Raw genomic sequence first — 26450 nt, forward strand, 5'->3', positions numbered from 1 at the left:
AGTTAAAGGTCGGCCATCTTCCCGGTGCCAAGTACTGTTTCTGCATGAGGGCTAGGCTCGAATGGCGTCGGCCTGGCCCACTCGGGGCGGCTGCGGGCATCGCTGTGCGAGACCGCGCCTGCATTCGGGCAACCGGTGGCGCTCCCACCAATTCTCCCGCCGGCGCCGCACCGACAAACCCTAGCGAGAAGAGCACATCATCACTACTATCACCGTCCTCGTCGCCGGAGCCACTGGAGACCTCGGCCGCCGCGTCGTTGGCGAACTCCTCCGCCGCGACACCCTCGTCCGGGTCCTGACACGCCCCGGAAGCGGGACGGCCCAAGGCATTTACGGTAGGGAGGATCGCGTGGAAGTCCACGAGGTCGCCTACACGGATCGGGCCGGCCTCGCCTCAGCACTGTCCGGCGTCGAAACCGTCATTTCGACCATCAGCGGTGCGCGTCCAGTCATCGTCGACGCGCAGCGCGCCCTCCTTGCGGCCGCCGTCGAAGCAGGGGTGGCACGGTTCATCCCGTCCGACTACTCTGCGGATTACCGCCGGATCACCCCGGGCAGCAACCGCAACTTCGAGCTCCGTCGCGAGCTCGCGGCCGAACTGGACGCCGCCCCAATTCGCGTGACTTCCGTACTGAACGGGGCGTTCGCCGACATGCTCACCGGGCAGGCGCCCATGATCTCGTTCAAGCGTCACCGGGTGCTGTTCTGGTCCTCACCGGACCAGATTCTCGACTTCACGACCAAGGACGACGTCGCTCGCGTCGTCGCGCTTGTCGCCCTCGATGAGGACGCACCCCGCGTCGTCGAGATAGCCGGCGACCGCGTCACGGCGCGTAGTATCGCCCGGACGATGACCGACCTCACGAGGACACCTTTCTCCCTGCAATGGGCCGGTACCACCGGCATTTTAGCTGCCATGAGCAGGATCGGCCGACACCTGTCGAAGGACAAAGACCAGGCTTTCCCCGCATGGCAGGGTATGCAGTACTTCGTCAGCATGTTCAACGGCGAGGCCGAGCTCCATCACGTCAACAATGACCGCTACGGCCCGCACGAGTGGACCAGGGTCCGCGATGTCCTCGAAGCTCACCTGACGGAGACAACGGACGATCACTGATCCAATGCCCTTAGGGCAGGGAGTCAACGATCGGCACAGTTCTAACGAGGCATGCTTGACGGCGTCCACTATCTGGAGCTCATTGGGCTTAGCAAGCCGCTGAAGCGTGAAGTCAAGCTCGGAGGAGTCCTGGTCCACTGCTACAAGGCCATCGAGTCTGGCGAAGGTACCGCGGGCGGCCGGGAGCCTGCCCCTGGTACACCGAGCAGGCAGACTGGGCGCCGATCAGAACCAGATGCTGCCCTCGTTTCACCCGCCTGCCCAATGGCTGAAGTTGCCCCCTCCTCTGGTGCGTTCATCATCGTCCTTGCTGCAGCGTCGACAGCGCTTGTAGACACTGCCGTCTTCGGCGTGTTCGACATGCCATTCGTGCCGAATATTTAACCTGCCCGTCAGGATCTGCAGCATGACTCGTCCCTGATCCTGGACCATATCCTCGTCGTAATTTCTATAGCGGCCCTTACGTGCGCCCTGAGGAACAGGCAGTTTATTGACGGCCCTCCGAAAGGATCAACCGCGTCACGGACCACTCAAGTCCCGAAGAGCAACGGGACGCTTAAAGATCCAGTCTTTGGACCCTGCTGTCTCACTAACGCCTGCTGGCTGAATAGATGCTCTACTAAGGCACGGTGAAGAAAATCTTCGGGTCGACGGCGCCCACAATGTCGTCGCGTAAGACGATGACGTCCACGCTCCGGGTATCCACGCACAGGACCGCGACATCACAAATGCGGACGATCGCGCAGCGGGTGTCGGTAACGGTCGACAACAGAGCCATTGTGACGGCTTGGCGTCCAGGGCCGTTGCAACACCTGGGCTATTAGAAGTAGTAATTGGGAGCGATGCCACGCCACCGACCGTCATTCAGTCTCCAGAAGACTGAAGAATCAGGGTTGGCTGCCCTCCTCACCCAACGATCAGCCTCACTCGGAGGCGTTGCACGCCGGAAGATCAAACCTAGTTGGAGTACACCCCAACCTGACGTCAGGCGGGTGACCAGGGGTCGTCCGAATAGGGTCAAATTCTTCTTTGCTGACGAGGACTAGACACAGTCTTAGACCGCAACCTGACAACTTAGTCGTCCCTGACGGCACTTACGACACAGGCAGGATATGGGCGTCTCCCAAAGATGCCAGGTCAAGGGTTCGTCGGAGACGTTCAGCTTGATGTCACAGTTGTCGTTCTGATCCACATCATCGCTGGGCGGATCCTCCGCGCAACCAGGGTGCTACGCGCCGCTCACGATCCAAAGTTTCGCTCGGCGCTCCCCCGTCGCTTATTTCCTCACGAAACCTTGAATCGCTCCCAATGCCCCAAGTTGCACTCCGGACCCTCAACCCAGCGGTGACTCCGTTTATCAGAACGACGCACACATCTGACAGACACATCCAGGTGCCGGCAATGGCCGACCGCGCCGTCAGCGCCGCCAGCGCCACCGACGTGCTCGTCGCCCCGTTCAGCGGAATGACCGTCGGTGGCCGGCCCGGACCTGAGGGGCGCCGCAGCCGGTCGTATTCGGCAAAGGTCTGCGCCGGACGCCCTTCCGGCTAGGAACGGCGCTGACCCCATGCATAGGAGCAAAACGACAGGCGCGCGTCCACCACGGACCGGCCAGGACGGATCAAGAAATCGGGACCGCCGCCGGAAGGAGAGTCCGGATCCCACACACCTTAACTCTGTCGAAGGATCGTGCGCCGGCAACAGATATGCCATGAAAGGTGCCCGATGACAGGAACGTCCCACAGGTACCTATGATCCGGGCCGTAAAGGCATGTCGACCGGAACAGAGAACTGCATGAACACGTGAAGGCAGAGCCAGGACGAAAGTACCACAGTCAGGATGACAGGCCGCCCGTGCACAAAGGTGTGCACAATGTGCACGCCTCCTTTGACCGGACAAACACGCAATGAGCGCCCTTTGCGTGGCTCGCAGCAAGCGGCCGTCCGATGAAGATCCTCGATTAAAATTCAGCATCGTCATGTCGTCACCACAACTCCTGACCATGAATGAGTGAGGGCCAACAACTGGCCACCGGAACAGCAAGATAGGACGGCACACCCCCCCAGATTCCAGCAAGCGGAGGGCCCACTAGCCAGAAGCCCTGACCCCGCCACCCACACAAACGAACAGGCAACCGCGGCGCCAGGCACCGACCGCGGCCAGCTTCAGAGGGACCCATGCCGGGTCAATGTCCACACATTAACGCAAAAATCCCTCTGACGAGGGATTATGCGTGCCCGAGGTGGGACTCGAACCCACACACCTTTCGATACCGCATTTTGAGTGCGGCGCGTCTGCCAATTCCGCCACTCGGGCGCGGATTACACGGGAGTAACAATCTTAGGCTCACGGCTGTGTTGTGAGCAACGCGATCGCTTCCAGTGCGCGAAATTACTCTACATGCAGATAGGCTGAATTCCAGAATCGCGCCAGTGAAGCCGCAACGAACCCAAGCAGTTCCAAGTACAACAGCGGGCACAACTAAGATGGACTAGTTCCCGCCGTACCTTTCAAGGAGTTCCCGTGTCAGAACAGACGGAGTCAAACCCCAACAGCCAGCCGGCGCGCCGCGTTATTGTCGCCGAGGACGAGACCCTTATCCGCCTGGACATCATCGAAATCCTCCGTGGCGAGGGCTATGACGTCATCGGCGAAGCGGACAACGGCGAGAAGGCCGTCCAGCTTGCCGAGGAACTCAAGCCTGACCTCGTCCTGATGGACGTCAAGATGCCGGTCATGGACGGCATCTCGGCCGCCGAGAAAATCGTGAAGGCCCGCATCGCCCCCGTAGTGCTCCTCACGGCCTTCAGCCAGAAGGAACTGGTGGAGCGTGCCCGCGACGCCGGCGCCATGGCCTACGTGGTCAAGCCCTTCACGCCCGCGGACCTGATCCCCGCACTGGAGATTGCACTGTCCCGCCATGAGGAGATCAAGGCGCTCGAAAACGAGGTCTCCGACCTCCAGGAGCAGTTCGCCACCCGCAAGCTCGTAGAACGCGCCAAGAGCCTCCTGACCACCAAAATGGGCCTCACCGAACCCGAGGCCTTCCGCTGGATCCAGAAGACTTCCATGGACCGCCGCCTCAGCATGCGCGAGGTCGCCGAAACCATCATCAACCAGGTCAACTAACCTCCGCAGCCCGGTAGGTAACGCCCGACGGCGGCCTGCCGGGCTCCTGCCACCGGTAGGCCGCGGGTCTAAGACAAATCAAGACAAAAAAGGGAGGATCCCCGCCAACCGGCGGAGATCCTCCCTTTTGTTCTGCGTGCGGCTTTCGCCGCACGCAGGTGACGTACTAGGCCTTCTTCTTCTTTTCCGGCCAGGGTCCGAGCTTTTCCTTGTTGCTGGTAGCTTCGCCAGCGAAGGTGGAGTCGGCGAGGTCGCCCACCTTGTGCACCTTCAGCGAGTTGGTCGAACCGGCTTTTCCGGGAGGTGAACCGGCAGCGATAACCACCAGGTCACCGTCCTCCACAAGGTTCAGTTCCAGCAGGCTGCGGTCCACCTGGGCCGTCATTTCGTCGGTGTGGTCCACCATGGGAACCAGGACCGGCTGGATGCCCCAGGTCAGTGCAAGCTGGTTCCACACGTGCTCCACCGGAGTGAACGCGAAGACCGGCTTGACCGGACGCAGGCGGGACAGGCGGCGTGCGGAGTCGCCGGACTGGGTGAAAGCACAGATGTACTTTGCGTCCAGCTGGTCGGCGATTTCGACGGCGGCACGGGTGATGGCGCCGCCGCGGGTCTTGGGCTTGGTGCCCAGCGGGGGGACGCGCTCGAGGCCGTGGACCTCGGTGGATTCGATGATCCGGGCCATGACCTTGACGGTTTCGATCGGGTACTTGCCCACGCTCGTCTCGCCGGAGAGCATCACTGCATCGGCGCCGTCGAGCACTGCGTTGGCGCAGTCCGAAGCCTCTGCACGGGTGGGGCGCGGGTTGTCGATCATGGACTCGAGCACCTGGGTGGCCACGATGACGGGCTTCGCCCAGCGGCGGGCCAGTTCGATGGCGCGCTTCTGGACGATCGGCACCTCTTCGAGCGGGAGCTCCACGCCGAGGTCGCCACGGGCCACCATGATGGCGTCGAACGCGTCGATGATCTCGTGCAGCTGGTCGACAGCCTGCGGCTTCTCGATCTTGGCGATGACCGGAACGCGGCGTCCCTCTTCGTCCATGATTTCGTGGACGCGCTTGATGTCCGAGGCGTCGCGGACGAAGGACAGGGCAACCATGTCCACACCGCGGCGCATGGCCCAGCGCAGATCGTCCTCGTCCTTTTCGCTCAGCGCGGGAACGTTGACGGCAACACCGGGCAGGTTGATGCCCTTGTTGTTGGAAACGAAGCCGCCGACGGTCACCTGGGCGACCACCTTGACGTCGTCGACCTCGATGGCCCGAAGGGCCACCTTGCCGTCGTCGATCAGCAGGGCGTCGCCGACGTTGACGTCGTCGGTCAGGCTCTTGAGCGTGGTGGAGCAGATGTCCTTGGTGCCGGGAACGTCTTCGGTGGTGATGGTGAAGATGTCGCCAACAGCCAGTTCGTGCGGACCGTCAACAAAGCGGCCAAGACGGATCTTGGGGCCCTGGAGGTCAGCCATGACGGCTACGGGCTTGCCGAGCTGCTTCGATGCCCTGCGGACGTTCTCGTACGTCACGTCATGCACCGAGTAGTCGCCGTGGCTCATGTTCATGCGGGCAACATCCACGCCGGCTTCAACAACTGCGAGGGTGTTCTCGAAGCTGGAAATAGCCGGTCCGAACGTTGCCACGATTTTTGCGCGTCTCATATACCTACCCTATTGGTGTGTTTCTGGATTGGAGTTATACCGCAGGTGAACTTCCGTGGTCCCCCGATTGTGACTGCAGAGTTGTGACTAGAGAACGGCGATCGCCCGGTCGGTCGGGGCAACCGGGGCAGGCAGGATCGTGGTTCCCATCAGGAACTTGTCCACCGCTGCCGCGCAGGCGCGGCCCTCGGCGATGGCCCACACAATAAGCGACTGGCCGCGGCCGGCGTCGCCGGCAACGAACACACCCTCGGTGTTGGTCATGTAGTAACCGTCACGGGCCACGTTGCCGCGCCCGTCGAATTCGGCGTGGACCTGCTCGGTGATGCCGGCAGGCTCCGCACCGGTGAAGCCCAGGGACAGGAACACCAGGTCCGCAGGAATGATCCGCTCGGTGCCGGCCTTCGGGAGGCGCTTGCCGTCCACGAACTCGGTCTCGGCAACCTTCACGCCGGTGAGCTTGCCGTTTTCGCCGACGAACTCCACCGTGGAAGCCAGGTACGTACGCTCGCCGCCCTCTTCGTGCGCACTCGCAACCTCAAAGAGGGTGGGGAACGTGGGCCAGGGCTGGTTCGGCATGCGCTCCACGGACGGCTGCTTGCCGATCGCCAGCGTTGTCACGGAGGCGGCACCGTGGCGGTGGGCGGTACCGAGGCAGTCAGCACCGGTGTCGCCGCCGCCCAGGATCACCACGTGCTTGCCCTTGGCGTGGATCTGGTTTTCAACCTGCTCCCCTGCCACCACGCGGTTGGCCGGGACAAGGTAATCCATGGCGTAGTGCACGCCTTCAAGCTCGCGGCCCGGGATGGGCAGGTTGCGCGGCACGGTGGCGCCCGTGGCAACCACCACGGCATCGTACCGGCGGCGGAGCTGCTCCCAGGTCACGTCGGTACCGACGGCGACTCCGGTCCGGAAGCGGGTGCCTTCGGCCTTCATCTGCTCGAGGCGGCGGTCAACCTGTTCCTTCTCCATCTTGAAGTCGGGGATGCCGTACCGCAGCAGGCCGCCGATCTTGTCGTCGCGCTCGTAGACGGCAACAGTGTGGCCCACGCGGGTCAGCTGCTGCGCCACGGCGAGTCCGGCGGGGCCGGAACCGACGACGGCGACCGTCTTGCCCGTCAGGCGGGTCGGCGGCAGCGGGTTGACCCAGCCGTTGTCGAAGGCTTCATCGATGATGGAGACCTCGACCTGCTTGATGGTCACGGCGGGCTGGTTGATCCCCAGCACGCAGGACGCCTCGCAGGGAGCCGGGCACAGCCGGCCGGTGAATTCGGGGAAGTTATTGGTGGCGTGCAGCCGCTCAATCGCTTCCTCGCCCTTGTCCCGCCACACGAGGTCGTTCCACTCGGGAATCAGGTTGCCCAGCGGGCAGCCCTGGTGGCAGAACGGCACGCCGCAGTCCATGCAGCGGCCGGCCTGGCTCTTCAGGACACCCTTTTCCTGGGCCTCGTACACTTCTTTCCAGTCCATGATCCGGACGGGAACGGGACGGCGCGGCTGGGTTTCACGCTGACGTACTTTAAGAAATCCGCGTGGGTCAGCCACCGGTCACCTCCAGGATTCGAGACCATACTTCTTCGCCATCGGGGTCCAGGCCCTCTTCGATCGCGTCGAGACGTGTCTGCAATACGGCCGCGTAGTCGCGCGGCAGGACTTTAGTAATGCGGGCTGCGGTGTCATCGAAGTTCTCCAGCAGCCGCTGCGCGTGCAGGGATTCGGTTTCCTCGACGTGCTTGACCAGCAGGCCGTGGACGATGTCGCGGTCCTCGGCGTCCAGTTCGCGCAGCTGCAGTTCGCCGGATTCCAGCGCCTGCTTGTTCACGCGGGTGGTCCGCAGGTCCAGCACGTAGGCCGTTCCGCCGGACATGCCCGCACCGAAGTTGCGGCCGGTGCGTCCGAGGATGAGCGTCTGGCCGCCGGTCATGTACTCGCAGCCGTGGTCGCCGATGCCTTCGACCACCGCGGTGGCGCCGGAGTTGCGGACCAGGAAGCGTTCGCCCACCTGGCCGCGCAGGAACATCTCGCCGCTGGTGGCACCGTAGCCGATCACGTTGCCGGCAATGACGTTGCTCTCGGCCTGGAACACGTTGGTGCGGTCCGGACGGACGATGATGCGGCCGCCGGAGAGGCCCTTGCCCACGTAGTCGTTCGAATCTCCGAACATGCGCAGGGTGATGCCGGCGGGCAGGAAGGCGCCCAGCGACTGGCCGGCGGTGCCGGTCAGCGTGATGTCGATCGTGTCCGTCGCCAGGACATCCGTGCTGAACGTCTTGGTGACGACGTGGCCCAGCATGGTGCCCACGGAGCGGTCCGTGTTGATGACGTCCACGGCGATCTTCACCGGGCTGCGGTCGGTCAGCGCCTCGGCGGCCATGGTGATGAGCCGCTGGTCGAAGTGCTTGTCCAGCTCGTGGTTCTGGCCGGTGAGGTTGCGCAGCGGGGCGTCGTCGTCGAACTCGAGTCCGTGCAGGATCGGGTCCAGGTCCAGCCCTTCGGCCTTCCAATGGTTGATCGCCTCACGGGTATCCAGCATTTCGGCGTGGCCGATGGCCTCTTCGATGCTGCGGAAACCGAGCTCCGCGAGGATTTCGCGGACTTCCTCGGCCAGGAACTCGAAGAAGTTGACCACGAACTCCGGCTTGCCGCTGAAGCGGGCCCGCAGTTCGGGGTTCTGCGTCGCAACGCCCACCGGGCAGGTGTCCAGGTGGCAGACGCGCATCATGATGCAGCCTTCCACCACCAGCGGTGCCGTGGCGAAGCCGAATTCCTCGCCGCCGAGCAGCGCGGCGATCACGACGTCGCGGCCGGTCTTGAGCTGGCCGTCTACCTGTACCACCACGCGGTCGCGCAGGCCGTTGAGCATCAGGGTCTGCTGGGTCTCTGCGAGACCCAGCTCCCACGGAACACCGGCGTGCTTGAGCGAGTTCAGCGGCGAGGCGCCGGTACCGCCGTCGTGACCGGAAACCAGTACGACGTCGGCCTTGGCCTTGGTGACACCGGCGGCAACTGTGCCGATGCCCACCTCGGAAACGAGCTTGACGTGCACCCGGGCCGAAGGATTGGCGCGCTTCGCGTCATAGATCAGCTGGGCAAGGTCTTCGATCGAGTAGATGTCGTGGTGCGGGGGCGGGGAAATGAGTCCGACGCCGGGGGTCGAGTGGCGCGTCCGGGCAACCCAGGGGTACACCTTCTGCGCCATCAGCTGGCCGCCTTCGCCGGGCTTGGCACCCTGCGCCATCTTGATCTGGATGTCGTCGGCGTTGCTCAGGTACAGGCTCGTGACGCCGAAGCGGCCCGAGGCGATCTGCTTCACAGCCGAGCGGCGCTCGGGGTCCAGCAGGCGGTCCACATCCTCGCCGCCTTCACCGGTGTTGGACTTGCCGCCCAGCCGGTTCATGGCGATCGCCAGGGTCTCGTGGGCTTCCTTGGAGATGGACCCGTAGCTCATGGCGCCCGTGGAGAAGCGCTTGACGATGCTGGAGACAGGCTCCACTTCCTCAAGCGGCACCGCCGGACGGGCATCGGTCTTGAACTTCAAAAGGCCGCGGAGGGTCATGAGGTTCTCGGACTGGTCGTCCACACCCCGGGTGTAGGACTTGAAGATGTCGTAGCGGCGTTCACGCGTGGCGTGCTGCAGCCGGAAGACCGTCTCCGGGTTGAACAGGTGCGGTTCGCCGTCGCGGCGCCACTGGTACTCGCCGCCGCCGAGCAACGGACGGTGCGGCTGCTCGATGCCGCCTTCCGGGTAGGCCATCTGGTGCCGGGCGGACACTTCAGCCGCGATGACGTCGAGTCCGACGCCGCCGAGCTGGGAGTGGGTGCCAGCAAAGAATTCGTCCACCAGTTCCTGGCCGAGGCCAAGGGCTTCGAACGTCTGCGCCCCGGTGTAGGAGGCAACCGTGGAGATGCCCATCTTGGACATGATCTTCAGGACGCCCTTGCCGAGGCCCTTGATCAGGTTGTAGACGCCGTCCTGCGGAGTCACGCCAACAACATCACCGGTGCTGATGAGCTGTTCCACGGATTCCATGGCCAGGTACGGGTTCACGGCGGAGGCGCCGTAGCCGATCAGGACGGCCACGTGGTGCGTCTCGCGGACGTCGCCGGCTTCAACCACCAGGGCGGTCTTGGTCCGGTTGGCGCTGCGCAGCAGGTGGTGGTGCACGGCGCTGACCAGCAGCAGCGACGGGATGGGCGCCCACTGGGCGTTCGAGTCACGGTCCGAGAGCACCACATACTGCACGCCGCGGTTGATGGCGCCGGAAACCTGCTCGCAGATTTCGGTCAGGCGGGCACGCAGGGCGTTTTCGCCGCCTTCGGGGCGGTACAGGCCGCGGACCTTCATGGCGATCCTGTCGCCGTCCGGGCTTTCGATGTTGGCGATCTTGGCGAGCTGGTCGTTGTTGATCACCGGGAAGGGAAGCGAAACCTGCGGCTGCCGGACCTGCTTGGTGTCCAGCAGGTTGCCGTTCGGGCCGATGGCGCACATCAGCGACGTGACCAGCTCTTCGCGGATGGCGTCCAGCGGCGGGTTGGTCACCTGCGCGAAGGACTGCACGAAGTAGTCGAAGAGGAGCCGCGGGCGCTTGGACAGCACGGCCACCGGGGTGTCGGAACCCATGGCACCCAGGGGCTCGGCACCGGTGCGGGCCATCGGACCCAGCAGGATCTTCAGTTCCTCGGTGGTGTAGCCGAAGGTCCGCTGGCGGATGTTCACGGACGCGGCCGTGTGCACCACGTGCTCGCGTTCCGGCAGCTCGTCGAGGTCGATCAGGTTGTCCTTGACCCACTCCGCCCACGGGTTGGCGGCGGCGACTTCGGCCTTGACCTCTTCATCGTCGATGATCCGGCCGGCTTCGGTGTCCACCAGGAACATCTTGCCGGGCGAGACGCGGCCCTTTTTGACCACCTTGGAAGGTTCGACGTCGATGACGCCCACCTCGGAGGCGAACACCACCAGGCCGTCTTCGGTGATCCAGTAGCGGCCGGGGCGGAGGCCGTTGCGGTCAAGCGTTGCGCCCACCAGGCTGCCGTCGGTGAAGGAGACGGCAGCGGGGCCGTCCCACGGTTCCATCAGCAGGGAGTGGTACTCGTAAAACGCCTTGCGGGCCGGATCCATCGTGGCGTGGTTTTCCCAGGCCTCGGGGATCATCATCATGATCGAGTGCGTGATGGGGCGTCCGGAGAGCCAGAGCAGCTCGGCCACTTCATCGAACGACGCGGAGTCGGAGGCGCCCGGCGTGCAGATGGGGTACAGCTCTTCAGGGGAATCGCCCAGCAGCGGGTTGGCCAGCTGGGACTGGCGCGCACGCATCCAGTTCCGGTTGCCCTTGACGGTGTTGATTTCACCGTTGTGGGCGATGGTGCGGAACGGCTGGGCCAGCGGCCAGGACGGGAACGTGTTGGTGGAGAAGCGCGAGTGGACGATCGCGAGCTTGGTCTTGAAGCGCTTGTCCGAAAGGTCCGGGTAGAACGGCTCCAGCTGGGCCGTGGTCAGCATGCCCTTGTAGACGATGGTCCGTGAGGACAGCGACGGGAAGTACACGCCGAACTTGTTCTGGGCACGCTTGCGGATGCGCCAGGCACGGGAGTCGAGTTCGTTGCGCTCCAGCACTTCCCCGGTGCTTGAGGCAAAGAACGGCTGGGAGAAGTAGGGCATGCAGGCCCGGGCCATGGCACCGACAAGGTCGGCCACGATCGGGACTTCACGCCAGCCCAGGACGGTGAGGCCTTCGTCGGCTGCGAGGCCTTCGATGCCTGCCTTGGCGGCGTCGGCTTCACGCTGCTCGGCCGGCAGGAATGCCGTACCTGCCACGTACTGCCCGGGCGCCGGAAGCTCGAACTCGGTAACGGCGCGGAAGAACTCGTCCGGGATCTGCATGAGCAGCCCGGCGCCGTCGCCCGTTCCTTCGTCGGCGCCCACGGCACCGCGGTGCTCGAGGTTGCGCAACGCAGTCAGGGCGGCATCGACGATGTCGTAGCCCGGCTCACCGCGGAGCGTGGCGATGATGGCCAGGCCGCAGGCGTCCTTCTCCTGCTCCGGGTTATAGAGACCACTGGCCTCCGGCAGCGCCGCGAACCGTTTGAACGGCGACATGGCGGCGGCCGGCTGGTTCGGCTCGGACCAACTGGGGCTGTGAAGAGTTTGGGTCATGGGAGACGTCCTTCCTCCTGATCGTGCGTATGGAAGGGACAACGTTGGCCCCACTCGCGGTGCCTGTGTGATGGGCACAACAAAGTGTTACTTACTGGAAATTGTAGGTCAGCCCGGCCTGCTGAACTAACAGTTACGCAGGCCCTGACCTGGGCTTGACCCGGCAGCAGCTCTGTGCTGACGGGAAGGGGCCCTGGTGCCACGACGCTGTGGGAACGGGCGGTGCGGGCGGTAGCCCTGCTGCCCGGTTTGCCGGCCCTGACTACTTGGTGCGGTCAGTGTCCGGCGCGGATCCGGAGTCCTGGTGAACGGAGTTTTCAGCTGCCTGCCCGCCCTTTGCGGGCGTGGTGCCGACAGCTGGTTCCTTCACCGCTTCAGTTGGGGCGGAAGTGTGCCCCGGACCGCTTTGGTTATCAGGGAGATTACCACGGGACTCACTATCTGAGACACTCTTGTCCGCATGCCGGATGGTTTTGCCGTCCGCCGGAACAGTCGCCAACTCACCGTCCTCACGGACGCCGGCGTCGCTGTCCTTGTCGGCCGGGACGTGCCCGGGCAGGTACGCGGTGTCCGGCTCATCGCGCTTGCGGAGCCCCAGCACCACGAACACGATCAGCGCCACGAGGAACACCACGATGCTGGTCCACACGTTGAGGCGGGTGGTGATGCCGAACAGGCTGATCTGTTCTGCGTCGTCGATCCGCATGGCCTCGATCCAGACCCGGCCCAGCGTGTAGTACATGGCATAGAGCCAGAACAGCCGCCCGCGGCGGAAGTTGAACTTCCGGTCCAGCGCCAGCAGGATCACCACGCCCGCGATGTTCCAGAGGGACTCATAGAGGAACGTCGGGTGGAAGAGCGTGTCCGCCGGCATCCCTGCCGGGAAGTTGGCGTTGTCGGCGTCGATCTGGAGGCCCCAGGGAAGCGTGGTGGGCGCGCCGAACAGTTCCTGGTTGAAGTAGTTTCCCCAGCGCCCCACGGCCTGGGCCAGCAGCAGCCCGGGGGCGGCGGCGTCCAGGAAGGCAGTGAGCTTGACGCCCGCACGGCGGCAGCCTATCCACGCGCCCACCGCGCCGAGCAGGACAGCTCCCCAGATCCCCAGGCCGCCGCGCTGGATCTGCGGGATCAGGGACAGGTCACCGGTTCCGTCGAAGCCCGGCCCGAAGTAGGCGTCCGGGGACGAGAACACATGGTAGAGGCGGCCGCCGATGATGCCGAACGGGATGGCCCAGATGGCGATGTCCCACAGGCTGCCCTCCGGAGTGCCGCGCTTGGCCCAGCGGACCGACGTCAGCCACAGGCCAACCACGATTCCGGCCAGGATGCACAGCGCGTACGCGTGAATGCGCAGCGACCCCCACGGCAGCGGGATATCGAACCCGGACCAGTCCGGGCTCGGAATACTGGCGGGGAGCATGGCCGCCGCGTGGAGGACAGTCTGCATTGTTTAGGCTTCTTCCCTGGTCAGGCCGGTGCTGAGGTCTTTGGTCAGGGCGGCAACTGCATCCACGCCGCCGTCGCGGATGGCGGCGACGAGCGCCGTACCCACGATCACGCCGTCAGCGTAGGCCGCGATCTCGCGGACCTGGCCGGCGTTGGAGACGCCAAGGCCTACACACACCCGCTCGGCCCCTGCAGCGTGCGCTGCTGCCACGACGCCTTCCGCAGCATCGCTGACGGAGGACCGGGCCCCGGTGACGCCCATGATGGACACGGCGTACACGAAGCCGCGGCTGGCATCCACCGTGCGCTTCATGCGCTCCGGCGAGGACGACGGCGCCACGAGGAACACACGGTCCAGGCCGTACTTGTCCGAGGCGGCCATCCACTCGGAGGCTTCGTCCGGAATCAGGTCGGGGGTGATCAGGCCTGCTCCCCCTGCTTCGGCGAGCCTGCGGGAGAATTCGTCCACGCCCATCCGGACCACCGGGTTCCAGTAGGTCATCACCAGGACGGCGGCGTCGGTCTTGCTGGTGATCCCGCGGACCACGTCAAAGACCTCGCGGACGTGGAAGCCCTTGGCAAGGGCCTCGGTGGTGGCGGCCTGGATGACCTGGCCGTCCATGACGGGGTCGGAGTACGGGATCCCGATCTCGATCAGGTCGGCACCGTTCTCGGCCAGCGCGATGCCGGCCGCGATGGTCTCCTCCACGCTGGGGTAGCCGGCGGGAAGGTAGCCGATGAGGGCGGCGCGCCCTTCAGCGCGTGCCTTGTCAATGGCGGCTGCTGACTTGCTGGTGCTGGTGATGTCCTGAACGCCGGTCACAGCTGTTCCCCTTCTTTGCCGATCTCGGCCTCTACGGAATCCTTGTCCAGCAGGTCGAACCATTCAGCGGCCGTGGCCACGTCCTTGTCGCCGCGGCCGGAGAGGTTCACGATAACGATCTTGCTGTCCGCGGCCTGGCCTTCGGCAGCAGCTTCGGCTGCGAGGCGCTGGCCCACCTTGATGGCGCCGGCCAGGGCATGTGCAGATTCGATCGCCGGGATGATGCCCTCGGTCCGGCACAGGACCCGGAAGGCGTCCATGGCTTCGGCGTCCGTGATGGGCTCGTAGCTGACGCGTCCGATGTCCGCCAGGTAGGCGTGCTCCGGACCGACGCCCGGGTAGTCCAGGCCGGCCGAGATGGAGTGCGACTCGATGGTCTGTCCGTCGTCGTCCTGCATCAGGTAGGAGCGTGCGCCGTGGAGCACGCCCGGCTTGCCCAGGGTGATGGTGGCTGCGTGGCGTCCGGTGTCCACGCCGTCGCCGCCGGCCTCAAAGCCGTAGATCCGGACGGAAGGATCGTCCAGGAAGCCGTGGAAAATGCCGATCGCGTTGGAGCCGCCGCCGATGCAGGCGCAGACCGCATCCGGAAGGCGTCCGGCCTGTTCCAGGATCTGGGCGCGGGCTTCCTCGCCGATGACCTCGTGGAAGTACCGCACCATCGCCGGGAACGGGTGGGCACCCGCGGCCGTGCCGAGCAGGTAGTGGGTGTGGTCAACGTTGGCCACCCAGTCACGGAGTGCCTCGTTGATGGCGTCCTTGAGGGTCTGCGATCCACTGGTCACCGGAATGACCGTGGCGCCCAGCAGCTCCATGCGCGCAACGTTCAACGCCTGGCGCCGGCAGTCCTCGGCGCCCATGTAGACCACGCACTCGAGGCCCAGCAGGGCAGCGGCCGTCGCACTGGCCACGCCGTGCTGGCCGGCTCCGGTCTCGGCGATCACGCGGGTCTTGCCCATGCGCTTGGCGAGCAGGGCCTGGCCCAGCACGTTGTTGATCTTGTGCGAACCGGTGTGGTTGAGGTCCTCGCGCTTGAGGAACACGCGCACTCCCCCGGCGTGCTCGGCGAAGCGCTTGGCCTCGGTGAGCAGGGACGGGCGGCCGGAGTAGTTCTTGTTCAGGTCCTTGATCTGGGCGACGAAATCCGGGTCGGCCTTGGCCTTCTCGAAGGTGTCTTCCAGTTCGTCCAGGGCCGCGATGAGGGATTCGGGCATCCAGCGCCCGCCGTAGGAGCCGAAGTACGGGCCCGGCGCGTGGCGCAGGGACCGGTCTCCTTGCAGAAATGCGTCCGCGGTGCCCTCATCAGAGCCGGTTGTTGGCGCGTCGACCATCGGTCTCACCATCCTGTTCCACTGTTCATAAAGAAATTTCGGGTGGCGCACGGCTTCAGCAGGCTGCCGCCGGCGCCCCGGTCATCAGACCCGTGCTGCGATGGCTTCCGCCCCTGCAGCGGTAAATTCGGCAATCCGCTCACGCGGGGTGGCGTCGCTCACGAGCGCTTCGCCCACCAGCACGGCATTGGCGCCGCTCGCGGCGTAATGCCTGACGTCGTCCACGCCGCGGACTCCGGATTCGGCAACAATGACCGCTTCCGGAGGGATGCCGCCGGCGAGGGAGGCAAACACGGAGCGGTCGACGTCGAGCGTCTTGAGGTTGCGGACGTTGACGCCGATGATCCGGGCGTCCGCCGCGACGGCGCGCTCGATCTCTTCCGCCGTGTGCGTCTCCACCAGCGCGTTCATGCCCAGTTCGCGGGTGAGCTGGCTGAAATCGCGAAGCTCGGCGTCGCTCAGCGATGCAACGATCAGCAGGACCAGGTCCGCGCCGTGCGCACGGGCTTCCCAGATCTGGTATTCGTCAACCGTGAAGTCCTTGCGCAGCAACGGAACATCCACGGCTTTTCGGACGGCGTCGAGGTCGGCAAGCGACCCGCTGAACCGGCGCTGTTCGGTGAGCACGCTGATGACGGAAGCTCCGCCGTCGGCGTACTGGACCGCGAGGTCAGCTGGATCGGCGATGCTCGCCAGATCGCCCTTGGAGGGGCTGCGCCGCTTGATTTCCGCGATGACCTTCAGCTGGTTCCGTGGCGAGGAATCCCCGCCGAGGGCAGCCCACGCATCGCGCGCGGGAGCTGCCGCCGCGGCACGGTCCTTCAGTTCGGCAAGGGACACCAGGCGCCGGCGGGCCTCCATGTCCTCACGCGCACCGGCATTGATGTCGTCGAGAACAGTCACTGCTAGTGGCCGGAGTTCTTCAGCTTGCTGCCGTCCACGCCGTAGCCGGCCTTGCGCATGATCCAGCCGAGCAGCAGGCCGATGACCATTACAGCGGCGCCGCCAATGAAGATCGGGGTGCTGGCAATGACGAAGGCGATGGCCGCGATGAGCGCGCCCACCAGCATAACGATCACGCACGTCCATGCCGCCGGGCTGTTGCCGTGGCCGAGGTCTGCGCTGTGGTCGACGCCGGTGTAGACGCTTTCGGCAGCAGCGGCTTTGGATGCGGAAACAGTGGCTTTGCTCATGGAAATCTCCTCAGGATGAATACTGCTTACATTCTGCCATTTTTTGGCGGTGCCTTGGACATCGGCGGCTTGGACGGCAGCGGGCCGCCTACGTCGGATCGTCGCCCCGCGACAGCCTGTCCCAGCTGTCGATCTCGTCCGCTGGACCTTCCGGCGTGCCGGCAGCGCCAGCCCCTGCGGCGTCATATTTCGTCCGCGTCTTCCAGTGGCGTCCGGCCGGGATGATGAGCAAGGCTCCCAGCCCCAGCAGGACACCGGCGACGACGGCGAGTGCAGGGAAGGCCGAAGCGCTCACCTGGACGCTGCTCCCGGTAATGCCGGTGGCAGCCGCGATCGAACCCTGAGCGGCCGCGAGGGGGTCTGCCATCACCGTAACGGCGGCGGTCACGATGCCAACGGAGGCCAGGAGGATGATCGCGGTAATGATCCAGCGCGCAATCCGGCCCGCGATCGAGGCGGCAAGACCGCCAGCCAACGCCACGAGTGCCAGCGCGGTGACGGTTGTGGCTGCTTTGCTGCCCTGCACCTGGAGGCCGTCCTGGCTGTTGACGGCCTGGCCCAGCTGGGCCGGGTCCAGATGCACGGTCAGCCATGTCTGGGTGGTGGTGCCGAAGACCGCCAGTGCCATGGCGGCAATGATCAGCACCAGCGTGGACTTCCGTGCCCACACCGGAGCGCCGGGGCGCTTGGTTGCCGGCCGGCCGGTCTTGCCAGCCGTGACACCGTCGTCGGTGATGCCGTCTTCCATGACACCCATCAGCTGCCCGCCGCGGCGGGACCGGCGACAGCGGGACCGGCGGCATCCGGGCTGGCGGCATCCATGCGGGTAGCGTCCGCCGCGTCCGGCACAGACTCGGCCGTGATGTTGTGCAGGGACCCGGCCGTGTGCACGGCGCGCAGCGGCGCGGCAGCCTTGTTGACCGTCTCAAGGGCTTCGGTCGGGTTGACCGAGTCGGCGACGATGCCGCCGCCGGCCTGGACGTAGGCCCGGCCTTCACGGAGCAGCGCGGAACGGATGGCGATGGCCATGTCCATGTCGCCGGCGAAGTCGAGGTAACCCACCACGCCGCCGTAGATGCCGCGGCGGTGCGGTTCCAATTCGTCGAGGAGCCGCAGTGCGCGAGGCTTGGGGGCCCCGGACAGCGTCCCTGCGGGGAAGGTTGCCTTCAGGACGTCGTACGCCTTGGCCGCGGGGGCGAGCTTGCCCACCACGGTGGAAACCAGGTGCATGATGTGGCTGAAGCGCTCCACCTCCATGAACTGGGTGACGTCCACTGTGCCCGCAACGCAGACCTTGGAGAGGTCGTTGCGAGACAGGTCCACCAGCATGAGGTGTTCGGCGCGTTCCTTCTGGTCGGCCAGGAGTTCCTCGGCGAAGGCCTTGTCCGCTTCCACGGTCTTCCCCCGGGGACGCGAGCCGGCAATCGGGTGGGTGATGACTTCCTCGCCCGTGACGGTCACGAGGGCTTCCGGGGAGGAGCCGACGATCGAGTACTGCCGGCCGGCGGCGTCTTCGAGGCTGAAGATGTACATGTACGGGCTGGGGTTGGTGTTCCGAAGCACCCGGTAGACATCCAGCGGGTCGGCGCCGCACTCCATTTCGAAGCGGCGGGAAATGACCACCTGGAACACTTCGCCGTCCACGATGGCTTCCTTGCCGCGGTCCAGGGCGGCGAGGTAGTCGGGCTCGTTCCAGCGTTCCTGGACGCTGGAGGCAAAGTCCAGTGCGGCGGGTTCCAGCACGGAAATGGGCTGTTCCACGGGCGTGCTGACCTTGGCAAGGAGGGCCTTGACCCTGGCCACGGCGTCGTGCCATGCCTCGTCCACCCGCTCCGAGCTGTTGTCGAAGTTGATGGCGTTGGCGATGAGCAGGACGGTGCCGTCCATGTTGTCGTGCACTGCCATGTCGGTGACCAGGTTCAGGGCCAGTTCCGGCAGTTCCAGGTCGTCTTCGGGCGGGCTGGTGAGTTTCTCCCAGTGCCGCACGGTTTCCCAGCCGAGGAAACCGACCAGGCCCGAAGTGAACGGCGGCAGGCCGTCGAAGCGGTCGGTGCGCAGGGCCTCGACGGTATCCCTGATGGCATCCACCGGGTTCCCGTCCACGGGCACGCCGGCCGGCGGCTCGCCCAGCCAGTGCGCCTGCCCGTCCTTGGTGGTCAGGGTGGCGCGCGACTTGGCGCCGATGAAGGAATAGCGCGACCAGGCGCCGCCCACGGCCGCGGACTCCATCAGGAACGTGCCGGGCTGGCCGTTGGCCAACTTGCGGTAGAGCCCGATGGGCGTCTCGGCGTCGGCCAGTACCTTCAGCCGGACCGGGATGACACGGCTGTGGCTGGCGAGCTCCCGGAATTCCTCGAGGCCCGGGCTGATGATTCCAAGGTCCTGCATGGCTATGGTTTTCCGCCTGTTCTTAAGTGGTGCCTGAATCGTGTGGTGGGGTGCCCGGCGCCTGCGCCGGAGACCTGCCTGGTCGGTGCTAGCCGGCGGTCCCTGCGCTGCTGGCGTCACCGGCAACGACGGCCAGCCCGCGGCCGTCGAAGCAGGTCCGCGTGCCGGTGTGGCAGGCTGCGCCAACCTGGTCGACGCGGACCAGCAGGGCGTCGCCGTCGCAGTCCAGCGCAACGGACTTCACCCATTGCACGTGGCCGGAGGTGTCGCCCTTGCGCCAGTACTCCTGGCGGGAGCGGGAGTAGAAGGTCACCCTCCCGGTGGTCATCGTCCGGCGCAGCGCCTCGTCGTCCATCCAGCCCAGCATGAGCACTTCGTTGGTGTCGAACTGCTGCACGACGGCGGCCACGAGGCCTGCGCTGTCGCGCTTGAGGGCGTCCGCCACTTCAGCGGGAAGGGCGGGCACGGGGGCGGGGGCGGGCTGCTCAGACATCAGACCAAGTCTAGTGCCTCACCGCAGTGTGACGATCAGGGTCAAAATCGGCGGCACTTCCACTGCGCAACTCGCGGCCTCTCGTGCTAGTTTCACAAGTGATGCATTTCGTCGACCCGTCCCGAGAAGTCCTGGCCGAAACCCTGCTGGCGGCCGGTCCTGACTCCCCCACGCTCTGCAGGGGCTGGCGCACACGCGACCTCGCCGCGCACCTCTACCTGCGCGAACGCAAGGCCGGTGTGGGGCTCGGCCTCATTATCAAAAGCCTCGCAAGAGCCTCCGACGAGGCCACTGCGAAGCTGGCCGCCAAACTCAAGACCTCCGAGGACTACACCCGGCTGGTCAACGCCTTCCGTGCCGGTCCCCCGGCCCTGTCGCCGCTGAGGATCAGGGCCCTGGCCGAGAGCTCCAACCTGATCGAGTACTTCGTGCACACCGAGGACGTCCGGCGCGCCGTGGACCGGTGGGCTCCCCGGGCACTGGACGAGGAATACTCCGATGCCCTGTGGGATGAACTCGTCAAGCGGGCAGCCATCCTGTACCGCGGCGTGGACCTGGGCATCGTGCTGGTGCGTCCTTCCGGTCCGCGGCATGTGGCCAAACGTGCTCCCGTATCGGTGGCCATCGTGGGCGAACCGGGCGAACTGCTGATGCACGCCCACGGCCGCACCCGCCATGCGCTGGTGACGTTCGAAGGCCAGCCGGACGCCGTCGCGCTCCTGCAGTCAGCCGAAGTCGGACTGTAGGGACTAGCGGACTTCGAAGCCTGCTTCGCGGATCGCCGTCTTGACCTGCGAAATCATGTCCACCGGCCCGAAGTGGAAGATCGACGCCGCCAGGACGGCGTCCGCACCGGCCGCCACGGCGGGCGGGAAGTGATCGGGCCGGCCGGCACCGCCGGACGCGATGATCGGCACCTTGACCGCCGCACGCACCAGGCGGATGAGTTCGATGTCGAAGCCGTCCTTGGTGCCGTCAGCATCGATGGAGTTGAGCAGGATTTCGCCTACGCCGCGGTCCGCGGCTTCGCGTGCCCACTCGATGGCGTCAATCCCGGTACCCTGCCGGCCGCCGTGCGTGGTGACTTCAAAGCCGGACGCAGTGGGCTCGGAACCGGGGCGGGTGCGCCGGGCATCCAGGGACAGCACCAGGACCTGGGACCCGAAGTGCCGGGTGATTTCGTCGATGACGTCCGGCCGGGCGACGGCGGCAGTGTTGATGGACGCTTTGTCCGCCCCGAAGCGCAGGAGCTTGTCCACCTCGGCCACGCCGCGGACGCCGCCGCCGACGGTGAGCGGGATGAAGACTTCCTCGGCGGTGCGGCGGACCACATCGAAGGTGGTCTCGCGGTTTCCCGATGAGGCCGTCACATCCAGGAACGTCAGTTCGTCCGCCCCGCCGTTGTCGTAGCGGTGCGCAAGCTCCACGGGGTCGCCGGCGTCCCGGAGGCCCTCGAAGTTGATGCCTTTGACCACGCGGCCGGCGTCAACGTCCAGGCACGGAATTACGCGCACTGCTACAGCCATGATTTCTCCTGGTGATTCGCTGTTGGGAGATGCGGTGCCCGTCCGTTGGAAACGGACCGCACTGTGACGGGCCGGCTCAGATCCGGCAGGCGTGGATGCTGCTGACCAGGATGGCCCGGGCACCGAGGTCGTAGAGCTCGTCCATGATCCTGTTGGTTTCCTTCTTGGGAACCATCGAGCGGACGGCAACCCACTCCGAATCACGCAGCGGCGAGACGGTGGGTGATTCCAGGCCCGGCGTGAGGGCCGCAGCCTGCTCGACGAGTTCCTTGCGGATGTCGTAGTCCATCAGGACGTACTGCCGGGCTACGAGCACGCCCTGCAGGCGACGGATCAGGACTTCGATTTCCTTGGCCGTGCCGTTTGCGGAGCCTTCCTGGCCGGTGCGGCGGATCAGCACGGCCTCGGACTTCAGGATCGGTTCGCCGAAGATTTCCATTCCGGCGGCCTTGAGCGTGTTCCCGGTTTCGACGACGTCGGCAATCGCGTCCGCGACGCCGAGCCGCACCGACGATTCGACGGCACCGTCCAGGCGGACCACCTTGGCGTTGACGCCGCGCTCGGCGAGGTAGCCGCGCAGGAGGCCGTCATAGCTTGTGGCGAGGCGTTTGCCTTCGAGCTCTTCGACCTTGCTGAAGTCGCCTACCGGGCCGGCGAAGCGGAACGTTGAGGCGGCAAAGCCCAGGGGCAGCAGTTCCTCAGCCTCCACCTCGGCGTCCAGGAGCAGGTCGCGGCCGGTGATGCCGACGTCGAGCGTTCCGCGTCCGACGTAAACAGCGATGTCCCGCGGGCGCAGGAAGAAGAATTCAATGTCGTTGTCCGGGTCCACCATGACCAGCTCGCGGGTATCGCGGCGCTGGCGGTAGCCGGCTTCGGACAGCATGGCCGAAGCCGCTTCGGACAGGGATCCCTTGTTGGGGACGGCAACACGCAGCATGGGGGTCTTTCTGGGGTTAGGAAGTCTTGGTTACAGGCAATCGGCCACGCTCAGCATGGCTACAGATGCTTGTAGACGTCTTCCAGGGTCAGGCCTTTGGCGAGCATCAGAACCTGCAGGTGGTACAGGAGCTGGGAGATCTCCTCGGCGGCGGCCTCATCGGATTCGTATTCGGCAGCCATCCACACTTCGGCGGCTTCCTCCACGACCTTCTTGCCGATGCCGTGGACTCCGGACTCCAATTCTGCGACGGTGCGGGAGCCTGCCGGACGGGTGGCTGCCTTCTCACTCAGTTCTGCGAACAGCGTCTCGAAATTCTTCACGCCCTCCAGCCTACTTGCTCCGGGCCTGACCCCGCCTGTCGGGCCGTTCCATGACGGCGCCGATGTGAGGTAATGCACAGGTCCGGAGCAGGCAGTGGAACGGCTAGCTGTACTGCTTCAGGGTCACCGCAGTGGCCAGCGCGGCGGTGACAGCCTCATGGCCCTTGTCTTCCTTCGAGCCCGGCAGGCCCGCGCGGTCCAGGCCCTGCTGCTCGGTGTCGCAGGTGAGCACGCCGAAGCCAACCGGGACGCCGGTGTTGACGCTGACGTCGGTCAGTCCCATGGTGGCCGCCTCGCAGACGTACTCGAAGTGCGGTGTTCCGCCGCGGATCACGACGCCGAGCGCCACGACGGCGTCGAAGTGCTTGGCGAGCCGGGCTGCTGCCACGGGGAGCTCGAAGCTGCCCGGCACCCGCAGGACGGTGGGCTCGCTGATTCCGGCGTCCTTTGCGGCCCGGAGCGCGCCGTCCAGCAGCCCGTCCATGATCTGGGTGTGCCAGCTCGCGGCCACGATGGCCAGCTTCAGTTGCGACGTCTCCGCCGGGTTAAGGGTGGTGAGGTCAATCTCCGGCGCGCCGTGTCCACTCATCTAAAAGTCTCCTGGTTCGTTCTTTTGGGGTCGGTCTTGGTGCTGAAATCGGTCTTGGTGCTTGAGTCAGTCTTGTTCGTGCTGGTATGGCGCCTGGCCGGCCGACGGCGACGCGGCCACCGGTTCAGCGTCCTGGCTGTCCAGGACGAGCCGGTGGTCCATCCGGTCCTTTTTGGTCTGCAGGTAACGGATGTTCTGCTCGCGCGAGGGCACCTCGGTGGGAACCATTTCGACGACGGTGACGCCGGCGTCCGCCAGCCGGTTCTGCTTGTCCGGGTTGTTGCTCAGCAGGCGCACTTCGTGCAGTCCGAGCTCGGCCAGGATCTGCGCGGCGGCGTTGTAGCAGCGGGCATCCACAGGCAGGCCCAGCTGCTCGTTGGCTTCAACGGTGTCGAAGCCGGCTTCCTGCAGGGCGTACGCCTTGATCTTGTTGGCAAGGCCGATGCCGCGGCCTTCCTGTCCGCGCAGGTACAGCAGCGTGCCGCCTTCCTCGCTGATCTTCTCAAGGGCGTACGCCAGCTGTTCGCCGCAGTCGCAGCGGTACGAACCGAAAACGTCGCCGGTGAGGCATTCCGAGTGCAGCCGCACCAGCGGCGCCTTGCCGTCCACGGGCGGAATGGGCGAACTGACGGCGAGGTGCTCGATTCCTGTCACCAGGTCGGTCCAGGCCTGGGCCACGAAGACCCCGAATTCGCTGGGCAGCTGGACCACGGGTCCGCCGCTGACCGGGTGCGGCCGGCGCCCCGCCTTAACGTCTTTTCGTGCCTCTGAAGCCGTCATCGCATCTCCTCGTTCCCTGCCGGCGCTGCCACCGGTCCGCCCGGCTCTGCTGTTTCCAGGTATGCCACCAGATCCTCGATCGAGATCAGCGGGCACCCGTGCTCAGCAGCGAAGCCGCGAAGTCCGTCCAGGCGCATCATTTCTCCGTTGTCGTACACCACCTCGGCGATCACGCCCACCGGCTCCAGGCCGGCAAGCCGGCACAGGTCCACGGCCGCTTCGGTGTGGCCCGGGCGTTCACGCACTCCACCGTTAACGGCCCGCAGCGGGAAAACATGCCCGGGACGGGTGATCGATTCCGGCCGGCTGGCGGGATCTGCCAGTACGCGGGCGGTGAGTGCACGGTCCGTCGCGGAAATTCCCGTGCTGACGCCAAGGGCGGCATCGCAGGACACCGTGTAGGCCGTGCCCTTGGAGTCTTCGTTGACCTCGACCATGGGCGGCAGGAGCAGGGCATCAGCCCGGGCTCCGTCGAGCGGTACGCAGATGACCCCGGAGCTGTAGCGGACGGTCCAGCCCATCAGCTCGGGAGTGGCGTGCTGGGCAGCGAAAATGATGTCGCCTTCATTTTCGCGGTCCTCATTGTCCACCACCAGCACCGGAAGGCCGGCCGCCATGGCGCGGACGGCGTCCTCGATCGGGTCAAGGAGCGTGTTGCCTGACAGGACATCCGCAGTGGCACCGGGTCGGGGCGTGTTCTTGAGCTGGCTCACTTGGACTCCCCCGCTCCGGCTGCAGCAGCGGCGGCGTCAGCGCCGGTGGCGGCGCCCCCGGCAAAGGCGAGCAGCCGTTCCGTGTACTTGGCCAGGACATCGACTTCGAGGTTCACCTTGCTGCCGGACTTCTTCGCCCCCAGGCCCGTGTCTGCCAGGGTGGTGGGAATGAGGCCCACTTCGAACCACGGGGCAGGTTCCGACGCATCGCTGACGGCAGTGACCGTGAGGGAGACGCCGTCGACGGCGATGGAGCCCTTTTCGGCGATGTAGCGGGCAAGGCGCACGGGCACGCCGAACCGCAGGCGGTCCCAGTTGCCCAGTGCTTCGCGCTCGAGGAGCTCGCCCACCCCGTCCACGTGGCCCTGGACAACGTGTCCGTCGAGGCGCCCGCCGGCAGGAACGCAGCGCTCCAGGTTGACGGTGTCGCCCGCCTTCAGCTCGCCGATGGTGCTGCGGACCAGGGTCTCACCCATGACGTCGACGCTGAAGTCCTTGCCGTCGATGTCCGTAGCGGTCAGGCATACTCCGTTGACGGCCACCGAGCCTCCCAGGGCCAATCCCTCTGTGCTGGTGGGCGCATGGAGGCGCACCGTGGCACTGACGGCGCCGTCGCGTTCTACGGACAGGACCCTGCCCTGTTCGGCAATAATTCCGGTAAACATCAGTTGCCTCCTGTGGCGGTGCCCGCGCCGGTGCGGTGCGGTAAGGATTCGGGTGAGCTGGTGAGGGATGAAATCAGTTCCGGGGCGGCTGCCTGTTCGGCAGGCGCATGCTCGGTATGCGCGGATACTGTGTGCGCAGCTACGGTGTCGCCCGGGAAGAGGTGGAGCCGCAGGTCCCGGCCGAGGGTCTGAACGGCTCCCCCTGATGCCTGGTCCCAGTCCCAGGCCTGGGCCTCTGCGAGGGTGCTGATGCCGAGGTCGCCGAGGGCTGCCGTGCCGGACCCGAGGAGGGTGGGCGCGAGGTAGACGATCAGTTCGTCCACGAGTCCGGCGGCGAGGAAGGCGCTCAGGATGCTGGACCCGCCTTCCACCATGACGTGGCGGACCCCGGCGGCGAACAGCCGGGCCAGGGCTTCGTGCGGGTCCCGGGTGGGCAGGTGCAGCACACGGCCGTCATCCCCGTGGATGGCGGCGTCGTCGGGAATTCCCCGGAGGCCCATGACGGCGCGCAGCGGCTGGCTGCCGGCCGGCCGGCCGGACGAATCCCGGGCGGTGAGCCGCGGGTTGTCCACCAGGAGCGTCTGCGTGCCTACCAGGATGGCATCAACCCGGCTGCGGAGTCCGTGGTTGTCGGCGAGGGATTCGGGGCTGGAGATCCACTGGCTGGTGCCGTCAGCCGCCGCGATGCGGCTGTCCAGGGTCTGGGCAATGTGGAGGGTGACGAAGGGGCGCTGGCCGAACACGGCTTCAAACCAGCGGCGGTTCAGCTCGTAGGCGGCGCGGGCGGAGAGGCCGGAACGGACGCGGACGCCCGCGGCGCGCAGCGTTGCGGCTCCGCCGGCGGCAGGATCGTGGGGGTCGTCCACGGCGTACACCACTGAAGCGATGCCGGCGTCAATAATTGCCTGGGCGCATGGCCCGGTCCGTCCGCAGTGGTTGCAGGGCTCCAGGGTGACCACCATGGTGGATCCTGCCAGGTCGATGCCCTTCATGCCGGCCTGGGCAATGGCATCGGCCTCCGCGTGCGCCGTACCGGCGCCACGGTGGTAACCGGTCACCAGTTGCCGTCCATCGGATCCGATGACGACGGCGCCCACGAGCGGGTTTGCCCCGCGGGGACCGTGGAGCGCTGCGGCGAGGGCAGCCTCCATGGCGTCGATCTCGGCAGCACTGAACTGGTCCGTAGTCTGC

The 26450-nt window shown here is 65.9% G+C and carries 24 protein-coding genes and 1 tRNA gene; 4 read left to right on the forward strand and 21 right to left on the reverse strand.

Features of this window, described 5'->3' with window-relative positions; translation table 11 throughout:
- The first annotated feature begins 208 nt into the window (after positions 1-208).
- Entirely contained in the window at positions 209-1117 is a 909-nt protein-coding gene (locus tag AC6JAC_RS13345) for an NmrA family NAD(P)-binding protein (RefSeq protein WP_331280050.1), read from the forward strand.
- Positions 1118-1736: 619 nt separating this feature from the next.
- Here the strand turns inward: AC6JAC_RS13345 and AC6JAC_RS13350 are convergent.
- Positions 1737-1886 carry a hypothetical protein gene (locus AC6JAC_RS13350; protein ID WP_156037106.1) on the reverse strand — a complete coding sequence of 50 codons (150 nt, stop codon included), beginning with the start codon at positions 1884-1886 and terminating at the stop codon, positions 1737-1739.
- A gap of 632 nt (positions 1887-2518) precedes the next feature.
- Here AC6JAC_RS13350 and AC6JAC_RS13355 point away from each other — a divergent pair.
- A complete protein-coding gene (locus tag AC6JAC_RS13355) occupies positions 2519-2668 on the forward strand; it encodes a hypothetical protein (RefSeq protein WP_497965020.1) in 150 nt (49 codons plus the stop codon).
- A gap of 684 nt (positions 2669-3352) precedes the next feature.
- On the opposite strand, the gene AC6JAC_RS13360 is transcribed toward AC6JAC_RS13355, so the two are convergent.
- A tRNA-Leu gene (locus AC6JAC_RS13360) sits at positions 3353-3434 on the reverse strand.
- Positions 3435-3641: 207 nt separating this feature from the next.
- On the opposite strand from AC6JAC_RS13360, the gene AC6JAC_RS13365 reads away from it, so the two are divergent.
- On the forward strand, positions 3642-4247 hold the full coding sequence (locus AC6JAC_RS13365; protein WP_028270772.1) for an ANTAR domain-containing response regulator: 606 nt from the start codon (positions 3642-3644) through the stop codon (positions 4245-4247).
- Positions 4248-4413: 166 nt separating this feature from the next.
- Here the strand turns inward: AC6JAC_RS13365 and pyk are convergent, their stop codons facing one another.
- The 11 genes from pyk to hisI form a co-directional block, all read right to left on the reverse strand.
- The gene (pyk, locus tag AC6JAC_RS13370; protein ID WP_028270773.1) at positions 4414-5904 is read right to left on the reverse strand and encodes a pyruvate kinase; all 1491 of its coding nucleotides are present in this window, start codon (positions 5902-5904) and stop codon (positions 4414-4416) included.
- Between the two features lie 87 nt (positions 5905-5991).
- A complete protein-coding gene (locus AC6JAC_RS13375; RefSeq protein WP_028270774.1) occupies positions 5992-7449 on the reverse strand; it encodes a glutamate synthase subunit beta in 1458 nt (485 codons plus the stop codon).
- Positions 7442-12058, reverse strand: coding sequence for a glutamate synthase large subunit (gene gltB, locus AC6JAC_RS13380; protein WP_028270775.1), 4617 nt, complete (start codon positions 12056-12058; stop codon positions 7442-7444). The genes AC6JAC_RS13375 and gltB overlap by 8 nt, the downstream gene beginning before the upstream one ends.
- A 262-nt stretch (positions 12059-12320) precedes the next feature.
- A complete protein-coding gene (lgt, locus tag AC6JAC_RS13385) occupies positions 12321-13502 on the reverse strand; it encodes a prolipoprotein diacylglyceryl transferase (RefSeq protein ID WP_028270776.1) in 1182 nt (393 codons plus the stop codon).
- Positions 13503-13505: 3 nt separating this feature from the next.
- Positions 13506-14324 carry a tryptophan synthase subunit alpha gene (gene trpA / locus AC6JAC_RS13390; protein ID WP_028270777.1) on the reverse strand — a complete coding sequence of 273 codons (819 nt, stop codon included), beginning with the start codon at positions 14322-14324 and terminating at the stop codon, positions 13506-13508.
- Positions 14321-15652, reverse strand: a complete 1332-nt coding sequence (gene trpB, locus AC6JAC_RS13395) for a tryptophan synthase subunit beta (protein WP_028270778.1) — start codon at positions 15650-15652, stop codon at positions 14321-14323. The genes trpA and trpB overlap by 4 nt, the downstream gene beginning before the upstream one ends.
- Positions 15653-15736: 84 nt before the next feature.
- Entirely contained in the window at positions 15737-16555 is an 819-nt protein-coding gene (trpC, locus tag AC6JAC_RS13400; RefSeq protein WP_028270779.1) for an indole-3-glycerol phosphate synthase TrpC, read from the reverse strand.
- 2 nt (positions 16556-16557) lie between these two features.
- Entirely contained in the window at positions 16558-16845 is a 288-nt protein-coding gene (locus tag AC6JAC_RS13405; RefSeq protein ID WP_028270780.1) for an HGxxPAAW family protein, read from the reverse strand.
- A gap of 88 nt (positions 16846-16933) precedes the next feature.
- Positions 16934-17602 carry a Trp biosynthesis-associated membrane protein gene (locus AC6JAC_RS13410; protein ID WP_442853342.1) on the reverse strand — a complete coding sequence of 223 codons (669 nt, stop codon included), beginning with the start codon at positions 17600-17602 and terminating at the stop codon, positions 16934-16936.
- Complete coding sequence (locus AC6JAC_RS13415; protein ID WP_051628846.1) at positions 17602-19233, reverse strand: anthranilate synthase component I; 1632 nt, start codon at positions 19231-19233, stop codon at positions 17602-17604. The genes AC6JAC_RS13410 and AC6JAC_RS13415 overlap by 1 nt, the downstream gene beginning before the upstream one ends.
- Before the next feature lie 88 nt (positions 19234-19321).
- Positions 19322-19726 carry a phosphoribosyl-AMP cyclohydrolase gene (gene hisI / locus AC6JAC_RS13420; RefSeq protein ID WP_028270782.1) on the reverse strand — a complete coding sequence of 135 codons (405 nt, stop codon included), beginning with the start codon at positions 19724-19726 and terminating at the stop codon, positions 19322-19324.
- 101 nt (positions 19727-19827) lie between these two features.
- Between hisI and AC6JAC_RS13425 the strand changes: the two genes are divergently transcribed.
- Positions 19828-20472, forward strand: coding sequence for a TIGR03085 family metal-binding protein (locus tag AC6JAC_RS13425; RefSeq protein ID WP_028270783.1), 645 nt, complete (start codon positions 19828-19830; stop codon positions 20470-20472).
- 3 nt (positions 20473-20475) lie between these two features.
- Here AC6JAC_RS13425 and hisF read toward each other — a convergent pair whose 3' ends face one another.
- The 8 genes from hisF to ribD form a co-directional block, all read right to left on the reverse strand.
- The gene (hisF, locus tag AC6JAC_RS13430; protein ID WP_028270784.1) at positions 20476-21252 is read right to left on the reverse strand and encodes an imidazole glycerol phosphate synthase subunit HisF; all 777 of its coding nucleotides are present in this window, start codon (positions 21250-21252) and stop codon (positions 20476-20478) included.
- A 76-nt stretch (positions 21253-21328) separates the two neighbouring features.
- The gene (hisG, locus tag AC6JAC_RS13435; RefSeq protein ID WP_028270785.1) at positions 21329-22189 is read right to left on the reverse strand and encodes an ATP phosphoribosyltransferase; all 861 of its coding nucleotides are present in this window, start codon (positions 22187-22189) and stop codon (positions 21329-21331) included.
- Positions 22190-22248: 59 nt separating this feature from the next.
- Positions 22249-22512: a phosphoribosyl-ATP diphosphatase gene (locus AC6JAC_RS13440; RefSeq protein ID WP_028270786.1), complete on the reverse strand. Its 264-nt coding sequence runs from the start codon at positions 22510-22512 to the stop codon at positions 22249-22251.
- A gap of 103 nt (positions 22513-22615) precedes the next feature.
- On the reverse strand, positions 22616-23101 hold the full coding sequence (gene ribH / locus AC6JAC_RS13445) for a 6,7-dimethyl-8-ribityllumazine synthase (RefSeq protein WP_011691538.1): 486 nt from the start codon (positions 23099-23101) through the stop codon (positions 22616-22618).
- A gap of 66 nt (positions 23102-23167) precedes the next feature.
- On the reverse strand, positions 23168-23881 hold the full coding sequence (gene ribA / locus AC6JAC_RS13450; RefSeq protein ID WP_028270787.1) for a GTP cyclohydrolase II: 714 nt from the start codon (positions 23879-23881) through the stop codon (positions 23168-23170).
- The gene (gene ribB / locus AC6JAC_RS13455) at positions 23878-24546 is read right to left on the reverse strand and encodes a 3,4-dihydroxy-2-butanone-4-phosphate synthase (RefSeq protein ID WP_156037110.1); all 669 of its coding nucleotides are present in this window, start codon (positions 24544-24546) and stop codon (positions 23878-23880) included. The genes ribA and ribB overlap by 4 nt, the downstream gene beginning before the upstream one ends.
- Positions 24547-24590: 44 nt before the next feature.
- Complete coding sequence (locus AC6JAC_RS13460) at positions 24591-25259, reverse strand: riboflavin synthase (RefSeq protein ID WP_028270789.1); 669 nt, start codon at positions 25257-25259, stop codon at positions 24591-24593.
- A complete protein-coding gene (ribD, locus tag AC6JAC_RS13465) occupies positions 25259-26410 on the reverse strand; it encodes a bifunctional diaminohydroxyphosphoribosylaminopyrimidine deaminase/5-amino-6-(5-phosphoribosylamino)uracil reductase RibD (protein ID WP_051628853.1) in 1152 nt (383 codons plus the stop codon). Before ribD ends, AC6JAC_RS13460 begins: the two co-directional genes overlap by 1 nt.
- Positions 26411-26450: the final 40 nt, after the last annotated feature.

This window comes from Arthrobacter sp. KUASC02 (assembly GCF_059739395.1).

What these genes read in the sequence shown, in the direction of transcription:
- AC6JAC_RS13355 (WP_497965020.1), top strand. Translation starts at nt 2,519, where the DNA reads ATGGCCGACCGCGCCGTCAGCGCCGCCAGCGCCACCGACGTGCTCGTC.
- pyk (WP_028270773.1), bottom strand. Translation starts at nt 5,904, where the DNA reads ATGAGACGCGCAAAAATCGTGGCAACGTTCGGACCGGCTATTTCCAGC.
- gltB (WP_028270775.1), bottom strand. Translation starts at nt 12,058, where the DNA reads ATGACCCAAACTCTTCACAGCCCCAGTTGGTCCGAGCCGAACCAGCCG.
- lgt (WP_028270776.1), bottom strand. Translation starts at nt 13,502, where the DNA reads ATGCAGACTGTCCTCCACGCGGCGGCCATGCTCCCCGCCAGTATTCCG.
- trpB (WP_028270778.1), bottom strand. Translation starts at nt 15,652, where the DNA reads ATGGTCGACGCGCCAACAACCGGCTCTGATGAGGGCACCGCGGACGCA.
- AC6JAC_RS13405 (WP_028270780.1), bottom strand. Translation starts at nt 16,845, where the DNA reads ATGAGCAAAGCCACTGTTTCCGCATCCAAAGCCGCTGCTGCCGAAAGC.
- AC6JAC_RS13410 (WP_442853342.1), bottom strand. Translation starts at nt 17,602, where the DNA reads ATGGGTGTCATGGAAGACGGCATCACCGACGACGGTGTCACGGCTGGC.
- AC6JAC_RS13415 (WP_051628846.1), bottom strand. Translation starts at nt 19,233, where the DNA reads ATGCAGGACCTTGGAATCATCAGCCCGGGCCTCGAGGAATTCCGGGAG.
- hisI (WP_028270782.1), bottom strand. Translation starts at nt 19,726, where the DNA reads ATGTCTGAGCAGCCCGCCCCCGCCCCCGTGCCCGCCCTTCCCGCTGAA.
- AC6JAC_RS13425 (WP_028270783.1), top strand. Translation starts at nt 19,828, where the DNA reads ATGCATTTCGTCGACCCGTCCCGAGAAGTCCTGGCCGAAACCCTGCTG.
- hisF (WP_028270784.1), bottom strand. Translation starts at nt 21,252, where the DNA reads ATGGCTGTAGCAGTGCGCGTAATTCCGTGCCTGGACGTTGACGCCGGC.
- hisG (WP_028270785.1), bottom strand. Translation starts at nt 22,189, where the DNA reads ATGCTGCGTGTTGCCGTCCCCAACAAGGGATCCCTGTCCGAAGCGGCT.
- ribH (WP_011691538.1), bottom strand. Translation starts at nt 23,101, where the DNA reads ATGAGTGGACACGGCGCGCCGGAGATTGACCTCACCACCCTTAACCCG.
- ribA (WP_028270787.1), bottom strand. Translation starts at nt 23,881, where the DNA reads ATGACGGCTTCAGAGGCACGAAAAGACGTTAAGGCGGGGCGCCGGCCG.
- AC6JAC_RS13460 (WP_028270789.1), bottom strand. Translation starts at nt 25,259, where the DNA reads ATGTTTACCGGAATTATTGCCGAACAGGGCAGGGTCCTGTCCGTAGAA.
- ribD (WP_051628853.1), bottom strand. Translation starts at nt 26,410, where the DNA reads ATGGAGGCTGCCCTCGCCGCAGCGCTCCACGGTCCCCGCGGGGCAAAC.